At 70.1% G+C, this 14,150-nt stretch carries 15 protein-coding genes; 3 read left to right on the forward strand and 12 right to left on the reverse strand.

What is annotated here, in order from left to right:
* Positions 1-83: 83 nt before the first annotated feature.
* Positions 84-1,100, forward strand: coding sequence for an LLM class flavin-dependent oxidoreductase (locus OG568_RS04190; protein WP_329530319.1), 1,017 nt, complete (start codon positions 84-86; stop codon positions 1,098-1,100).
* A gap of 77 nt (positions 1,101-1,177) precedes the next feature.
* Positions 1,178-1,441 carry a NifU family protein gene (locus OG568_RS04195; RefSeq protein ID WP_217562416.1) on the forward strand — a complete coding sequence of 88 codons (264 nt, stop codon included), beginning with the start codon at positions 1,178-1,180 and terminating at the stop codon, positions 1,439-1,441.
* Between the two features lie 83 nt (positions 1,442-1,524).
* Here the strand turns inward: OG568_RS04195 and OG568_RS04200 are convergent, their stop codons facing one another.
* The 10 genes from OG568_RS04200 to OG568_RS04245 all read right to left on the reverse strand — a co-directional run bounded on the left by OG568_RS04200 (position 1,525) and on the right by OG568_RS04245 (position 10,980).
* A complete protein-coding gene (locus tag OG568_RS04200; RefSeq protein ID WP_329530321.1) occupies positions 1,525-2,088 on the reverse strand; it encodes a flavin reductase family protein in 564 nt (187 codons plus the stop codon).
* Between the two features lie 33 nt (positions 2,089-2,121).
* Positions 2,122-3,303: a hydroxylase gene (locus OG568_RS04205; protein ID WP_329530322.1), complete on the reverse strand. Its 1,182-nt coding sequence runs from the start codon at positions 3,301-3,303 to the stop codon at positions 2,122-2,124.
* A complete protein-coding gene (locus tag OG568_RS04210) occupies positions 3,293-4,180 on the reverse strand; it encodes an alpha/beta fold hydrolase (RefSeq protein ID WP_329530323.1) in 888 nt (295 codons plus the stop codon). The genes OG568_RS04205 and OG568_RS04210 overlap by 11 nt, the downstream gene beginning before the upstream one ends.
* A gap of 165 nt (positions 4,181-4,345) precedes the next feature.
* A complete protein-coding gene (gene dmpG / locus OG568_RS04215; protein ID WP_329530324.1) occupies positions 4,346-5,356 on the reverse strand; it encodes a 4-hydroxy-2-oxovalerate aldolase in 1,011 nt (336 codons plus the stop codon).
* Positions 5,353-6,294, reverse strand: coding sequence for an acetaldehyde dehydrogenase (acetylating) (locus tag OG568_RS04220; RefSeq protein ID WP_329530325.1), 942 nt, complete (start codon positions 6,292-6,294; stop codon positions 5,353-5,355). Before OG568_RS04220 ends, dmpG begins: the two co-directional genes overlap by 4 nt.
* A complete protein-coding gene (locus OG568_RS04225; protein WP_329530326.1) occupies positions 6,294-7,094 on the reverse strand; it encodes a 2-keto-4-pentenoate hydratase in 801 nt (266 codons plus the stop codon). The genes OG568_RS04220 and OG568_RS04225 overlap by 1 nt, the downstream gene beginning before the upstream one ends.
* 114 nt (positions 7,095-7,208) lie before the next feature.
* Positions 7,209-8,039, reverse strand: coding sequence for an IclR family transcriptional regulator (locus tag OG568_RS04230; protein ID WP_329530327.1), 831 nt, complete (start codon positions 8,037-8,039; stop codon positions 7,209-7,211).
* Between the two features lie 172 nt (positions 8,040-8,211).
* Positions 8,212-8,982: an SDR family NAD(P)-dependent oxidoreductase gene (locus OG568_RS04235; RefSeq protein WP_329530328.1), complete on the reverse strand. Its 771-nt coding sequence runs from the start codon at positions 8,980-8,982 to the stop codon at positions 8,212-8,214.
* A gap of 9 nt (positions 8,983-8,991) precedes the next feature.
* Entirely contained in the window at positions 8,992-9,783 is a 792-nt protein-coding gene (locus tag OG568_RS04240) for an SDR family NAD(P)-dependent oxidoreductase (RefSeq protein ID WP_329530329.1), read from the reverse strand.
* A gap of 177 nt (positions 9,784-9,960) precedes the next feature.
* Positions 9,961-10,980: an SGNH/GDSL hydrolase family protein gene (locus tag OG568_RS04245; protein WP_329530330.1), complete on the reverse strand. Its 1,020-nt coding sequence runs from the start codon at positions 10,978-10,980 to the stop codon at positions 9,961-9,963.
* Positions 10,981-11,215: 235 nt separating this feature from the next.
* Between OG568_RS04245 and OG568_RS04250 the strand changes: the two genes are divergently transcribed.
* Positions 11,216-11,995 (forward strand): SDR family NAD(P)-dependent oxidoreductase, encoded by a 780-nt coding sequence (locus OG568_RS04250; RefSeq protein WP_329530331.1) that lies wholly within the window; start codon positions 11,216-11,218, stop codon positions 11,993-11,995.
* Between the two features lie 68 nt (positions 11,996-12,063).
* Here the strand turns inward: OG568_RS04250 and trxA are convergent, their stop codons facing one another.
* Both trxA and OG568_RS04260 read right to left on the reverse strand, forming a co-directional pair.
* Positions 12,064-12,390, reverse strand: a complete 327-nt coding sequence (gene trxA, locus OG568_RS04255) for a thioredoxin (protein ID WP_329530332.1) — start codon at positions 12,388-12,390, stop codon at positions 12,064-12,066.
* A 33-nt stretch (positions 12,391-12,423) separates the two neighbouring features.
* Entirely contained in the window at positions 12,424-14,127 is a 1,704-nt protein-coding gene (locus OG568_RS04260; protein WP_329530333.1) for a UGSC family (seleno)protein, read from the reverse strand.
* Between the last annotated feature and the right edge of the window lie 23 nt (positions 14,128-14,150).

Below are 14,150 nucleotides of genomic sequence, written 5' to 3' on the forward strand. Positions count from 1 at the left end.
GACCACCTGAATCAGCTAACTCAATGCTACAATTCATATGCTCAGCCGAGCAGTGCACGACACTTGCGGGAGGATCGGCGCACATGACTGAGTTCGGCATGCCCTGGCCCGGCGCGGAGGTCGGCCCGGAGGCCGAGGCCGCGGGCGTCGCGGCCTTCTGCACCGGCGAGTTCGCGGACCACGACGCCTATGTCACGGTCGCCGGGATGGTCGCGTCGACCCGAAGGGCTCTCGTCGGTCCGGCGATCGCGTACGGGTTCTCGCGTACGCCGTTCGCCCATGCGACGGCGATCCGTGACCTGTGGAAGCAGGCGCCCGGACGCGTCTTCGCCGGTCTGGGCTCGGGGGCGTTCGCCATCAACCGCGACTGGTGCGGTGTGGCGGCGGACCGCCCCGTGGCGCGGATGTCCGAGCTGGTGACGGCCGTACGAGCGTGGCTGCACGCCGAGAACGGTCAACGTATCCGTTTCGAGGGCGAGTTCTACCGGATCGACGCGCGGGTGAAGGCGCCGGTGCTGGGCCGGATCGACGTGCCGATCCTGCTGGCCGGGTTCCAGCGCGGGATGGCGACCGCCGCCGGCCGCACGGCCGACGGGATCATCGGCCACGGACTCTTCACGGACGACTGGTGGGACGGCGTCGTCCGTCCGGCCGTCGAGGCCGGCGCGCGCGAGAGCGGACACGACCGGCGGCCGCTGGAGCACGGCTGGCTGCTGACCGCGATCGACGACGACGATCCCGAGCGCGCCGTCACCGACATGCGCCGGATGATCGCCTTCTACCTGACCGTACGCACCTACGACGCGTTCGCCGCACACCACGGCTGGACCTCACAGGTCGAGAAGATCAGGGAGGCGTTCGCCGACGGACGGTTCGACGACATGGCGCGGGCCGTGACGGACTCCATGGTCGACGCCATCGCGCTGTGCGGGAGCACAGCCGACGCGGCGGCCGCCCTCCGCCGGCGCCGGGCGTCGATCGCCCGTGACGTCGCCTACTTCGCGCCGCCGTCGTTCATGGTCGGCGAGCGCCGCCGGCAGGCCTACGCACGGTCCAGTCTGGCGCTGATGGACACACTCGACGCCGCCGAAGCTCCCTGAGAGGGGCGCCCCGCAGACCTCGCGCGTCCCCGTCGGAAACCCCCGGCACGCTCATCCCACGACAGAGGAGACCGGCCATGCCGCAAGCCCAGGACGTCGTCAACGAAGTGCTCGAACTGCTGGAACCGATGGTCGCTCCCGACGGAGGTTCCATCCGGCTCGCGGAGTTCGCTCCCGAGCAGTCCCGTCTGACGGTCGACTACTCCCGAGGCCACAACGACGCCTGCGCCACATGTGTGCTCGACGGCGAGTCGCTCAAGGCGTTCATCGAGGAGGGGCTCCAGACCCGCGGCATCGAACTGGCCGAGGTCACCGTGCGCGAGCCGGACCTGGCCGGCTGAGGCCACTCCCCCACCCGGCCACACGACGGAGCGGGCGGCAAGTCCTGGGACTCGCCGCCCGCTCCGCGTTCGCGGGACCGCCGCTACCAACCGACGAGCCGGTCCAGTACCAGCGAAGTGGTGGAGAAGTAGTCGCCGTAGCCGCCGCGGAAGAACAGCAGCGGTGTCTTGGCCGACTCGGCGCGCAGGGCATGAACCCGCCCCACGGCCAGACAGTGGTCGCCGATCTCGACGACCTCCGCGAGCTCGCAGTCGATCCAGGCGACCACGCCGTCGAGCACGGGGTTGCCCAACGGCGAGAGCCGCCAGGGGACGCCGTCGAAGCGGTCGGCGCTCCTGGTCGCCATCGACCGGCACAGGACCTCCTGGTCGGCCGCCAGTGCGTTGACGCAGTAGCGGCCGGCCGCCCGGATCCTGGGGAAGGTCCCGGAGGAGCGGTCCGCCAGGAAGGCCACCAGGGGCGGATCGAGGGAGACCGACGTGAACGATCCGACGATCATCCCCTCGGGCCGTCCTCCGGGCGCTCCCGCCGTGATGGCCACCACGCTCGTGGGGAAGTTCCCCAGCACCTGGCGGAAGTGGGCCTTGTCGTGCGGGGAGTCCGGGAGACCGGGGGAAGAGGCGTTCGTTCCGCTCTCACTCTGCATGTGTTCTCTCCTCCTCGCCCACGGCACCGGAATTCAGATCAGCACCCGCAGCTGCGGCGGTAGTTCGAGACCCATCTGGGCCAGGGAGTTGGCGTGGTAGGCCGCGCCCGGGACATGAATCATGTGGGCCAGGCCGACATGCGCGTCCCGCCAGTAGCGCTGCAACGCGTTGTCACGCCGGATGACGTTGCCCCCGGACCTCGCGAAGATCTCGTCGAGGGCCGACACCGCCCGCCAGGCGCAGCGCACCTGGTTGCGCCGGACCCTGGAGCGCTCCTCGACGGACACCGGCTCTCCGGCCGCGACCTGCTCGTACACCCGGCTGATCCCGTCGATCAGCTGCACACGAGAGGCGGCGATCTCCGCGGCGGCCTCGCCCGCCGAGTAGAGCACGTACGGGTCGTCGCGCACCTGCACACCGGTCACCGCGACCCGGTCGCGCTGCTGGGCCAGGTGGACGTCCAGGGCTCCCTCGCAGATGCCGATGACGGCCGAGGTGATCCCGAGCGGGAACATCGAGGTGAACGGCAGCCGGTAGAGGGCTTCGGTGACACCGTTGCCCACCGCCGCTTCCCCGGCCGACACCTCGTCCTGGTTGACGGTCCGGTAGGTGGGGATGAACGCGCCGTCGACGACGACGTCCTTGCTGCCGGTACCGGACAGTCCGATGACGTCCCAGGTGTCGTCGATGATCTCGTACGACGACCTGGGCAGGATCACGTGCAGCACGCTCGGCGGCGAGGCCGGCCTGCCCTTGCCGTCCCCGACCAGTGCGCCGAGGAACACCCAGTCACAGTGGTCGGTCCCCGACGAGAAGGGCCAGCGCCCGGAGAGGACGTAGCCGCCGTCCACCGGCTCGGCGATCCCGTTCGGCATGTAGGGGGAGGCGATCCAGGTGTCCTGGTTCTCGCCCCAGATCTCCTGGGCGACCCGCGGGTCCATCTGGGCGACTTCCCAGGGGTGGACTCCCACGACGCCGCACACCCAGCCGGCGGCACCGTCGTGCCGGGCCACGGCCATCACGGCTTCGGCGAAGTCGCGGGGGTGCGCCGCGTAGCCGCCGAACTTGGTCGGCTGGAGCAGGCGTAGCACACCGGCTGAGCGCAGGAGACCGACGGTCTCGTCGCTCAGCCTGCCCAACTTCTCGTTCTCGACGGCAAGTTCGGCCAGCTTCGGACCGTACTGCTCTACTCTCTCGACGACTTCATGCGCCATGCCCCGCACCTTCCACTTCCGATGTCTTCCGGGTGAGGAACTCCAGCACCACTCGTTCGAACTCGGTCTTGCGCTCCACCTGCACCCAGTGACCGCAGCGGGCGAAGGTGTGCAGCTCGACCTCCGGCAGCCACCGGGTGGCGAAGTGCGCCTGGTCGTAGGGGAGCATGCGGTCGTCGCGCCCCCACAGCAGCAGGGTCGGAGTGGTGAAGGACGCCGCCTTGGTCCACAGGGGCGTGTACTTCTGCCGCAGAGCGGGATGGAACATCGACCCGATGATCTTCCGGGTCTTGTCGATGACACCTTCCTCCAGAGCGTTGTGCATACGCTCGTCGATGAGTTCGTCGGTGATCCTGCCGTGGTCGCTGACCATGGTCCTGACCCAGGCGATCATGCGCTCCCGGGTGGGTTCGTCGAGGAACTCGAAGAGCCGTACGAAACCCTCGCTCGGCTCGGCGGCGAACAGCCCAACGGAGAGTCCGCCCGATCCCATGAGAGCCAGTCGGCGGACCCGTTCGGGGTACAGGGCGGCGAGCTCCGCCGCGACCGCGCCGCCCATGGAATTGCCGACGAACACCGCGGACTCGATGCCCAGTTCGTCCATGAGGCCGGCGATCCGGCGCGCGGCGGCCACCGGATAGACCTCGGTGAGTTCCGGCAGGTCGCTGCCGCCGAACCCCGGGAGGTCGGGCGCGATCGTGCGGAAGTTCTCGGCGAAGACAGGCAGGTTGTAGCGGAAGTTCGACCAGGCGCTGACGCCGGGGCCGGACCCGTGCAGCAGGAACAGTGGCTCGCCCTCACCCGCCTCGTGGCAGGCGAAGGTGAGTCCGTCCACGTCGTGGGTGACCCTGGTCGACTCGAAGGTGAGTGCCGTCATCGTCCGACACCCCTGGCTTCTGCTCGTACTCCGCCTCGGGACGTTTCCATTCCAATGCCTCCCAGTCCGGGGCGAAGGAGAGACGACCCGGAGGACAGCTCGATGTGGTGGTCCGACCCGGGTTGTTGGATACCGACCGGGTCGGGAAGGCTCGCGTACGGGACCTCAGGACTTCTGGGTCTGGAGTGTCAGTGCGATGTCGATGAGCATGTCCTCCTGCCCACCGACGAGTTGGCGGCGGCCCGCCTCGACGAGGATCTCCCGGGTGTCGACCCCGTACAGCCGCGCCGCGTTCTCGGCATGGCGCAGGAAACTGCCGTACACGCCGGCGTAGCCGATGGTGAGGGTCTCCCGGTCCACCCGGACGGGACGGTCCTGGAGCGGTCGTACGAGATCGTCGGCGGCGTCCTCCAGCGTGAACAGGTCGCAACCCGTCTTCCAGCCCTTGAGGTTGGCGACCGCCACGAACGGCTCGATGGGGTTGTTGCCCGCGGCCGCGCCCTGTCCGGCCAGTGAGGCGTCGACGCGGTAGGCGCCCTCCTCCACCGCGGCGAGGGAGTTGGCGACGCCGAGCGAGAGGTTCTCGTGGGCGTGGATACCGATCTGGGTGTCGCCGTCGAGCACCTCCCGGTAGGCCCTGACCCGGTCGCGGACGTCCTCCGAGGTGAGCCGGCCGGCGGAGTCGGTGATGTAGACGCAGTGCGCGCCGTAGGACTCCATCAGCTTCGCCTGCCGGGCGAGTTCGGCCGGCGGGAGCATATGGCTCATCATCAGGAACCCGGAGACGTCCATGCCGAGTTCGCGGGCCTCGGCGATGTGCTGTGCCGCCACGTCCGCCTCGGTGCAGTGGGTGGCGACCCGCACCGAACGCACGCCCAGGTCGAAGGCCTTGCGGAGTTCGGTGATGGTGCCGACGCCGGGGAGCAGCAGGGTCGTGATGATCGCGCGGGGGGCGTTGGCGACGGCGGCCTCGATCCACTCCCAGTCGGTGTGGCTGCCGGGTCCGTAGTTGAGGCTGGCGCCGGCCAGGCCGTCGCCGTGGCTGACCTCGATGGCCGCCACTCCGGCCCGGTCGAGGGCGGCGACGATCCGGCCGACCTGCTCGGGCTCGATGCGGTGCCGGATGGCGTGCATACCGTCGCGCAGGGTCACGTCCTGGACGTAGATCTCGGTCATCGGGCCACCAGCTCCGCCTGCTCGACGATCCGCTCGGCGACGCGCAACGCGGCGGACGTCATGATGTCGAGGTTGCCCGCGTAGGCGGGCAGGTAGTGCGCGGCTCCCTCGACCTCCAGGAACACCGACACCTTGGTGTCGACCGGGCCGGCTGCCTGGGGCAGCAGGGTCGCGGCTTCGGCGCGCTCGATCGGGGTGAACTGCACGTCCTGCACCAGGCGGTAGCCCGGCACATAGGTGGCGACCTCGGCCACCATCTCCTCGACGGACCGACGGATCTCGTCGTGGTCGGCCTCGCCGACCAGACAGAACACCGTGTCCCGCATGATCAGCGGCGGTTCGGCCGGGTTGAGGATGATGATCGCCTTGCCGCGGCGGGCGCGGCCCACCGTCTCGATGGCGTGGGCGGTGGTCTCGGTGAACTCGTCGATGTTGGCCCGGGTGCCCGGACCCGCGGAACGCGAGGCGACGGACGCGACGATCTCCGCGTACGGCACCTCCGTCACCCGGGACACGGCGGCCACGATCGGGATATTGGCCTGACCGCCGCACGTCACCATGTTGATGTTCGGGGCGTCGAGGTGTTCGCCGAGGTTGACGGCAGGGATCACGAAGGGGCCGAGCGCCGCCGGTGTCAGATCCACCAGCCGCCGTCCGGACCCCTCCAGCGCCCGCGCGTTGGCGACATGCGCGGCGGCGCTGGTCGCGTCGAGCACGATCCGGACCCGCTCGAACTCCGGCATACGGAACAGGCCCTCGACCCCCTCCGCCGTCGTCGCCACGCCTAGGCGGGCGGCGCGGGCCAGACCGTCAGACTCGGGGTCGATCCCTACCATGGCGAGTGCCTCGAGGTTCTTCGAGGTACGTTTGATCTTGATCAGCAGGTCGGTTCCGATGTTGCCCGACCCGATGATCGCGACTCCCACCCTGTCCGTCATCACTCTCCCTTTTCCTCCGAGAAGCGGGCGGTGATGGTGCCGAGCGGCTCGATCGTCACCTCGAAGACGTCCCCTGGGAGCACCGGGACCATCGGCCCCAGCGCCCCGGAGAGCACCAGGTCCCCCGCGCGCAGCGGCGAACCGAACTCGATCGCGGTCGCGGCGAGCCAGCCGAGTGCGTTGAGCGGGTCCCCGAGACAGTCGCGCCCGGTGCCGCTGGAGACGATCTCGCCGTCGCGCCGCATCGTCATGACCGTGTCCACCGGCTCGAAGACGTCCAGCGACCGTCCTTCACCGCCCAGCACGAAGACCCCGGACGAGGCGTTGTCGGCCACGGTGTCCGTAATGCCGATCTTCCAGTCCGCGATACGGCTGTCGACGATCTCCACGGCCGGGTAGGCCGCTTCCACGGCCTCCCGCAGCACGGACAGGTCGCGGGTGTCGGTGAGGTCGCGGCGCAGCAGGAACGCGACCTCGGCCTCGGCCTTGGGCTGCAACAGCCTGCCGTAGGGCACGACGTCACCGTCGACATAGCGCATGTCGTCGAAGAGGACACCGAAGTCGGGCCGGTCGACCCCCACCTGCGACTGCACCGCCGCGGAGGTCAGCCCGATCTTCCGCCCGATCAGCCGGGCGCCGGTGGCCAGCCTGCGTTCGGTGACGGTCTGCTGCACCCGGTAGGCGGTCGCGATGTCGGTCCCGCCGATGAGGTCGGTGACCGGCCCGCATGCCCGCCCGGTGGAACTCGCCTGCTCCAGCCGGGTGGCCGCCGCGAGCACGGCTTCCGTCCCGGCCGTCATGAGTGTCCTCCGCGTGCGGCGGTCCATCGGCACCGCGGTGTGCGGGGCCGACGGATCGCGGCCGGGGCCGGTCGTCGCGGGTTCGCGGTCATCACCGCTTCGTCCATCACGCTCTCATCGTCCGGCGTCGGCCACGCCGGCGGACGCCATGTGCCCGCTGAGCGGGACAGAAGTGATCAGAGGGCGCGGGCGCGGCCGTGGCGTGGAGGTGGCCGTCAGGCGGCGGGAGATCTCGGCGGCGATCCATTTCACGTGGAACTTCAGCTCGTCGACACGGATGCGCTCCTGGGGGCCGCACACCGAGATGCCGGCGATCGCCTGGTTCATGACGAGAACGGGTGCGGCCACGCACGACACCCCGGAGACGGACTCCCCGGTCTCCGTGGCGTATCCGGTGCTGCGGATCCGGGCGAGGACGGCTTCCAGGGCCTGGGGCGTGGCGATGCTCGCCTCCGTACGGCGGCCCAGATCGCTCCAGAGGTACTCGTCCACCACGTCCTTGGGCGAGTGGGCGAGAATCGCCTTGCCCACCGCGGTGCAGTGGGCGGGGAAACGGCCCCCGATCCTGGACGGCAGGGTGCTGGCGAAGTTCCCGCCGACCTTGTCCAGGTAGACGACGTCCTGCCGGTCGAGTACCGCCAGGTGCACCACGTGTCCGGTGGCCGTGCACAGTTCCTGCAACAGGGGCCTGGCAGCCTCGTTCATCCGGGTGCGGTGCACGACCAGGCTGCCGATCTCGAACATGCGCAGTCCCAGCCGGTACTCGTTGTCGTACCTGCTCAGCAGACGGGCGTTGACCAACTGCTGGAGGATCCGGTGCACGGAGGAGCGCGGGAGACCGCTGCGGGCGCTGATCTGCCCCAGGTTGAGCGGTCCGGTGGACCGCTCGAAGACACCCAGGATCATGACGACCCTGTCGACCATACTGGACGGGGATTCGGACACGGTGACCTCCTGAGCATCCCTGGACGGCGCCCTGGTCGGCATCGGGCGTCGTCCAACGGGTCCCTCATGGGGAAAGACTTCATCGGCTCTGCGTCGTCAGATCACTGCGGACTCCCGGCGGAGCCCGCTCTTGGTCGAAGCGGCTCGTCCCGGCCGATCGGCCGGGCCTTGATCAGACAGGTAACTCCCGGTAGGGGCCGGCGAGATGACCGCCGTCGGCGGTGAACTGGGACCCGGTGCAGTACGACGCCTCGTCCGAGGCGAGGAAGAGGGCCAGGGCCGCGACCTCCTCGGACCGGCCCATCCGGGCCAGGGGCTGCCGCTCCACGGTGCGGGCCAGCCTCGCCGACCTGGCTTCGCCGATCGAGCGGACCAGAGGTGTGTCGATGACCCCCGGGTTCAGGGAGTTGACCCGGATCCCGAGGGGGCCCAGATCGATCGCCATCGACCGGGTGAGTCCGGTCAGCGCGTGCTTCGACGCGACATAGCTCGCCATCGAGCCGATGCCGGTCAGCCCGTCGATCGACGACACGTTGATGATCGAGGCGCCGCGGCCCTTCCGCAGCAGAGGCAGCAGGGCGCGGATGCCGTAGAAGGCGCCATGGACGTTGACGTCGAAGAGCCGGAGGTGATCCTCGACGTCGAGTTCGTCCACCCGGCCCAGCCGTGCGGGCGCGATCCCCGCGTTGTTGACCAAGACGTCCAGGCGCCCGAACCGCTCGCGCACGGTGTCGGCGGCGGCGCTCCAGTCCGCGACGGAGGTGACGTCGAGGTGGACGTAGCAGCCCGCCACCGAACGTGCGGTCGCCTCACCGCGATCGTCCAGTACGTCACTGACGATGACCTCGGCGCCCTCCCGCGCGAACAGAGCGGCCTCGCAGGCGCCTTGGCCGCGCGCGGAGCCGGTGATCAGTGCCACCTTGCCGTGCAGTCTTCCTGTCATGATCGCCCCTCAGGCCATGGACGCGCCGCCGTTGACGCGGATCACGTGTCCGGTGACGCAGCGGCTCGCGTCCGACGCCAGATAGAGCACGGCGTACGCGGAGTCGATCGCCTCGGCCACCGTTCCCAGCGGAGCGGCGGCGGCCATCCTGCCGGCGAGCTGGTCGAACCCGCTCTGCTGGAACTCGCCCGCGTCGTCCACGTGCCGCTGCCGGGTGATGCCGGTGTCCGTCCAGCCGGGTGCGACGCCGTTGACCCGGATGCCCCGGGGTCCCAGTTCGACGGCGAAGGTCCGGGTCAGCGCCTCGCCGCCCTTCTTGGCGGCGGCGTAGGAGCCGGTGCCGGCGGTGGCGAAGTCGATGATCGTGGAGAGTGTGTTGACGATGCTCGACCCAGGCCGCATCACCCGCGCCGCGGCCTGGCTGCCGTAGAGAACGCTCTTGAGGTTGACCGACAGGATGCGGTCGAACTCGTCGGGCGGGACCTCGGCGAGCGGACGGCGGATCATGATGCCCGCGTTGTTGACGAGGACATCCAGCCGCCCGAGTCCGGAGACGGTCTCGTCGACCAGCGCGCCCATGGCGGCCGGATCCGCCACGTCCACCCGGCGGGCCACGGCCTCCCCGCCTTCCTCCTTGATGTCGGCCACGGTCTCCTCGGCGCCCGCCAGGTCCAGATCGGCGACGACGACCCGGGCGCCGGCCGCGGCGAGGACACCCGCGCTCGCCCGCCCGATGCCGCTCCCGGCGCCGGTGACCACGGCCACCTTTCCGGTCAGCCGGAACACGTTCGACGGGTCCATCTCACTCCTCCCCGCCGTGGTGCGGCGGTGCTGCGCTGGTGCGGTCACTGGTGAACGGCCTGCGGACGCGGCATGCGCGCAGGTGATGTCGGTGGGGGCCTTCCACGGGTTCGGCGACGCGCCCGTCACGGCTCGGACCCTCTCCCGCAGGGCGGCGGGCGTGTTTCGGACAGCTCGTCATGTCGCACCTGCCCTCGCGGGTGCGACGTCCCGTCCGAGCCCGGCGGCGACATGCGGCATGACGCCCTCGGCGAGGCTGCGGTGCCCCACGTCCCCTGGATGGATGCCGTCCACGAGGTGTTCGGGCGCTACGAGGTCCAGTCCCGGCACGAGGGTCACACGGTCGTCCCCTCTCGCCTCGGCGAACCGGCGCACCGCGCCCTCCAGGCCGGCACGCAGATCAGCGAGGCTCGCGCCGAACCGGTTGGGGACGTGTTCCGCGTCCGGGCGGACGATCGGGCTCACCACCACGACCGGGACCTCGGGAAGGCCTTCGCGCACGGTGGTGAGGTAGAGCCGCATGGTCTCCGCGATCTGGGCGGTGCTGGTCGGCAGGGACGAGTAGGCGTTGGTTCCCCAGGCCAGGGTCACGGCCTCCGCCCCGGAGGCGGCCAGCACGTCGGCGGTCAGGAGTTCGCCGCGCGCCGACCCTGCGAAGCCGAGGTTGACCAGGTCGAGTCCGAGGGTGTCGGCGACCTGTGAGGGCCACGCCAGTCCGGGCTCCGTGACCGACCAGCCCTGCGTGATGGAGTCGCCGTAGACCACCCAGAGGGGGCCCCGCGCAGCGGGTTCCGGACGCTGGTCACCCGCCAGGCCGACCACCGTCACCTCCGTCGACTCGGGCAGGTACACCCGCACCACGCGGTCCCGGTCCCGCTCCGGCAACCGCACGCGCACCGTTCCGTCCCGGGAAGGCAGGGGGACCAACCGGGAGGGGCTCCCCGGCACTCGTACGACGAATCCCTCGGGGACGGTGGGGGCCGGCACGGTGGTCCGCTCCCCCACCTCCACCGTCAGCTCGACCGTCGACGCCGGGCCGGTGAAAGCCAGATGGACGCCGGCCGGCACGCGGGCGGCCCGCACGGTGTCGGCCGTCAGCTTCGCGCACCCCGCGAGCGGCAGCCGTGAGCCGCCCTCGGCCCACGACAGTCCCGGCAGTACACCACGGAGAAAGGGTTCCGGCTGCACCTGGATCATTCGGGATTCACCTCTCCATCGGGCGGCGGACGCAGATTCCGTGCGGCACGGTCGCGTTGTCCCGCTCCCTCAAGCCCGGACTTCGGCCGGGGCGTTGAACACTTCTCGCTTATTCATCTAACTTCTTTAACGGATATGGCTATATTAACGAGGTGTCTCCGCCGGGCGTCAAGGAACGTGTCAGCACCTTCTCCGGCGTCTTGCGGACCGGCCCCTCGGCAGAGAGGGAGGCACGATGGGCATCACCGAACTCACGCCCGACTACCGTGGTCTGATCGATCTCAAGGACAGGCATGTCCTCGTACTCGGCGGGGGGCTGGGCATCGGCCGGCAGACCTGCCTCGCCGCGGCGAACGTCGGTGCCAGGGTGTCCGTGGTCGACAGGGACCCCGAGCGCGCCGCGGCGGTCGCCGACGAGATCGACGGCCTGGCCCTCACCGGCGACGCCACCGACCGCGCGGATGTGGAGCGGCTGGTCGCCGAGGCCGTCGCGCGCTTCGGTCCGCTGCACGGGCTGGCGGACATCGTCGGTATCTCCGACAACGGCCCACTGGGCGAGGTGACCGACGAACTCTGGCAGCGCGGGCTCGATCTGAATCTCCGTCATGTCCTCCTCGCCCTTCAGGTCGGCGCGAAGGCCATGACGGAGGGCGGCTCCATGGTGTTCGTCGGTTCCGTCTCCGGTCTGCGGTCCGCCCCCCACCACGCCGTGTACGGCGCGGCGAAGGCAGGCCTCGTCAACCTGGTCAGTACGGCGTCCCTCGAACTCGGACCGGACATCCGGGTGAACGTCGTGGCACCCGGACAGACGGCGACCCCTCGTGTGGCCGAGCGGCACCCCGAGCCCGACTACTACGACCGGGCCGCCGGACAGGTGCCGTTGGGGCGGGTGGGCAGGACGAGCGACATCGCGTCGGCCATCCTGTTCTTCCTGACGGACCTCTCGGCCTGGATCACGGGTCAGACCCTGGTGGTCGACGGCGGCGCGGGCCGTAAGTTCGCCTACAACCTCTGACGCGTCCACGGGCGGGCTGGTGCGGACCCGGGGTTCCCGGGTCCGCACCAGCCCGCCGCTCTCGCGTGTCACAGGTACTCGGCGATGGCCTTCTCGATCATCGTGCGGGGCTTGGCCCCCACCAGCGTCGTCACGACCTCCCCGTCGGAGAACAGCAGGAGCGCGGGGATCGAGGAGACACCGTGCCGCTGGGCCGCCCGGGGGCTCTCGTCCAGATTGACCTTCACGATGTCGAGGGCCCCCTCGTGCGCCTCGGCCATCGCGTCGAGGACGGGCCCCATCGCCCGGCACGGGCCGCACCACGGAGCCCAGAAGTCCACGAGCACCGGTCGCCCGGCCCCCCGGACGGCCTCGTCGAAGTCGTCGTCGGTGACCGCGCGGACGACTGCCGCCATGAGCGTGCTTCCTTCCTCCGCCTGCGTGCGCGACTACGCGAGGGCGGCGATCTTCACGGTGATCGGCGTGGTCATCGTGCCGAAGACGAACTCCTTGGGCGTGCCGTGCCCGGCGACGGCGATGTTGATCGCGGCCGGGTCGTTGAACGCCTGGATCGTCTGGGTCCGCTGTTCCTCGGGGGTGAGCTGGAACATCCACTCCCACTCGGGCCGGACCAGGCCGCGCTCCCGGAAGTCGATGAACGGCGCGACGACGTCCCAGATCCGCGGCCGGATGTTGTGCAGCAGAAACCTCCTGACCGCGTCCTTGCTCAGCCCCGCGTCGGCGAACTTCCTCGCCGTCTCCGGGGGCAGCAGGTAGAACAGCCCGTCCTCGTTGCCTTCGAGGCCGGCCAGGGTGCTCGTCATGAAACCGACCTGGGTGAGCGTGGGGGTGCGCGCGGCGATGGACCGGATACGGCGGTCCGCCGGTCCGTGGTTGGAGCCGAGGTCCCACTCCCCCACGGTGTGCACCACGGTCACGGTGCTGTCGTCGGGCCGCAGGCCGTTGCCGACCTGGTACGGCTCCCAGGGGCTCTCGTCCTCGTTCTCGCCGAACACCTGGATGTTCTTGCGCACGGTACCGATGGTGTCGAGGTCCATGCGTCCGGGTATCCACGCGCCGAGGTTGCGCAGTGTCAGGGCGACCGCCCGTCCGATGCGGATGTTGACCCGGTTGTTGAGGCCCGGCCCGAGCGGGCTGCGCCCGCTGTTGATGCCGAGCTTCTTCACGAGCGGCCCGTTCACGAGGATCACGGGCGCGAAGGCCCCGGTCGACATCAGGACCGAGAGGTTCATCGGAGGCGGGCACGCGTGGATCGCCTTGAGCGCGGCGATCACGACGGGCAGTTCCTCCGGACGGCACCCGGCCATGGCGGCGTTCACCGCGATCCGCTCCAGGGTGCCGTGGCCGTGCAGCGGCGGGACGGTGAGGATCAGTTCGTCCCGGGGCCGCCCCTGGGCCTCGATGATGGCTTCCACCTTCGCCCGGGTCGGCGGGTGGAGCGGCAGCCCGTCACCGAAGTCCGTCTGGAGGTAGAACTCGTTGAAGGCTTCGACGGCCTCCACCGGGTCCTGGCCGCGGAAGGTGTACGTCTCCTGCCGCTCCTCGGCGTCCTTCTGCCCTGCGGTGTCGGTCGGGGCGGCGGCGGGAGCCTGGGTGAGGGCCCGGATGATGTCGTCCGCCACCGGCAGCGTCTGCTCGGTCGCCTGTTCCGGCGTGAGCGCGGTGAAGACGCGGGGCACGACCACGTACTGGAGCCCGGGGACGCCGAACACCTTGGCACTGGTGTCCGTGTCGCGCTCGAAGCCCCGGGCCACGATCGTGACCTGGGGGACGCCCGCCTTCTCGGCCTGCGCGCCGTCGTGGATCAGCCAGGACGTGCAGGCGCCGCAGTCCGCCGTGGCGCCGACGAGGGCGTCGCTCTCCTCGATGGCCCGCCGCAGCAGTCCGGGTTCGAAGCGGATGGAGCCGGGGTAGAGACGGACCTTGAGATCCGGGTAGGTCTCCTTGATCTTCTCCGCCACCGCCTGCAGCGCGATCTCGGCGTTGGGCTTGCTGTTGGACAGCAGGCCCAGCACCTTTCCGTTCAGTGTGTCCAGTCGCGGGGCCAGGGAGGTCTCCGCGGAGTCCAGCCTGTCCGCGGTGGGATTGACCACCTCAAAGGCGGCCTGGTCTACGCCGGCGTCGATCGTCACGGCTTCTCCTCACAGATTTAGTT

This window comes from Streptomyces sp. NBC_01450, from assembly GCF_036227505.1.
Lineage (GTDB): Bacteria > Actinomycetota > Actinomycetes > Streptomycetales > Streptomycetaceae > Streptomyces.

What these genes read in the sequence shown, in the direction of transcription:
- OG568_RS04190 (WP_329530319.1), top strand. Translation starts at nt 84, where the DNA reads ATGACTGAGTTCGGCATGCCCTGGCCCGGCGCGGAGGTCGGCCCGGAG.
- OG568_RS04195 (WP_217562416.1), top strand. Translation starts at nt 1,178, where the DNA reads ATGCCGCAAGCCCAGGACGTCGTCAACGAAGTGCTCGAACTGCTGGAA.
- OG568_RS04200 (WP_329530321.1), bottom strand. Translation starts at nt 2,088, where the DNA reads ATGCAGAGTGAGAGCGGAACGAACGCCTCTTCCCCCGGTCTCCCGGAC.
- OG568_RS04205 (WP_329530322.1), bottom strand. Translation starts at nt 3,303, where the DNA reads ATGGCGCATGAAGTCGTCGAGAGAGTAGAGCAGTACGGTCCGAAGCTG.
- OG568_RS04210 (WP_329530323.1), bottom strand. Translation starts at nt 4,180, where the DNA reads ATGACGGCACTCACCTTCGAGTCGACCAGGGTCACCCACGACGTGGAC.
- dmpG (WP_329530324.1), bottom strand. Translation starts at nt 5,356, where the DNA reads ATGACCGAGATCTACGTCCAGGACGTGACCCTGCGCGACGGTATGCAC.
- OG568_RS04220 (WP_329530325.1), bottom strand. Translation starts at nt 6,294, where the DNA reads ATGACGGACAGGGTGGGAGTCGCGATCATCGGGTCGGGCAACATCGGA.
- OG568_RS04225 (WP_329530326.1), bottom strand. Translation starts at nt 7,094, where the DNA reads ATGACGGCCGGGACGGAAGCCGTGCTCGCGGCGGCCACCCGGCTGGAG.
- OG568_RS04235 (WP_329530328.1), bottom strand. Translation starts at nt 8,982, where the DNA reads ATGACAGGAAGACTGCACGGCAAGGTGGCACTGATCACCGGCTCCGCG.
- OG568_RS04240 (WP_329530329.1), bottom strand. Translation starts at nt 9,783, where the DNA reads ATGGACCCGTCGAACGTGTTCCGGCTGACCGGAAAGGTGGCCGTGGTC.
- OG568_RS04245 (WP_329530330.1), bottom strand. Translation starts at nt 10,980, where the DNA reads ATGATCCAGGTGCAGCCGGAACCCTTTCTCCGTGGTGTACTGCCGGGA.
- OG568_RS04250 (WP_329530331.1), top strand. Translation starts at nt 11,216, where the DNA reads ATGGGCATCACCGAACTCACGCCCGACTACCGTGGTCTGATCGATCTC.
- trxA (WP_329530332.1), bottom strand. Translation starts at nt 12,390, where the DNA reads ATGGCGGCAGTCGTCCGCGCGGTCACCGACGACGACTTCGACGAGGCC.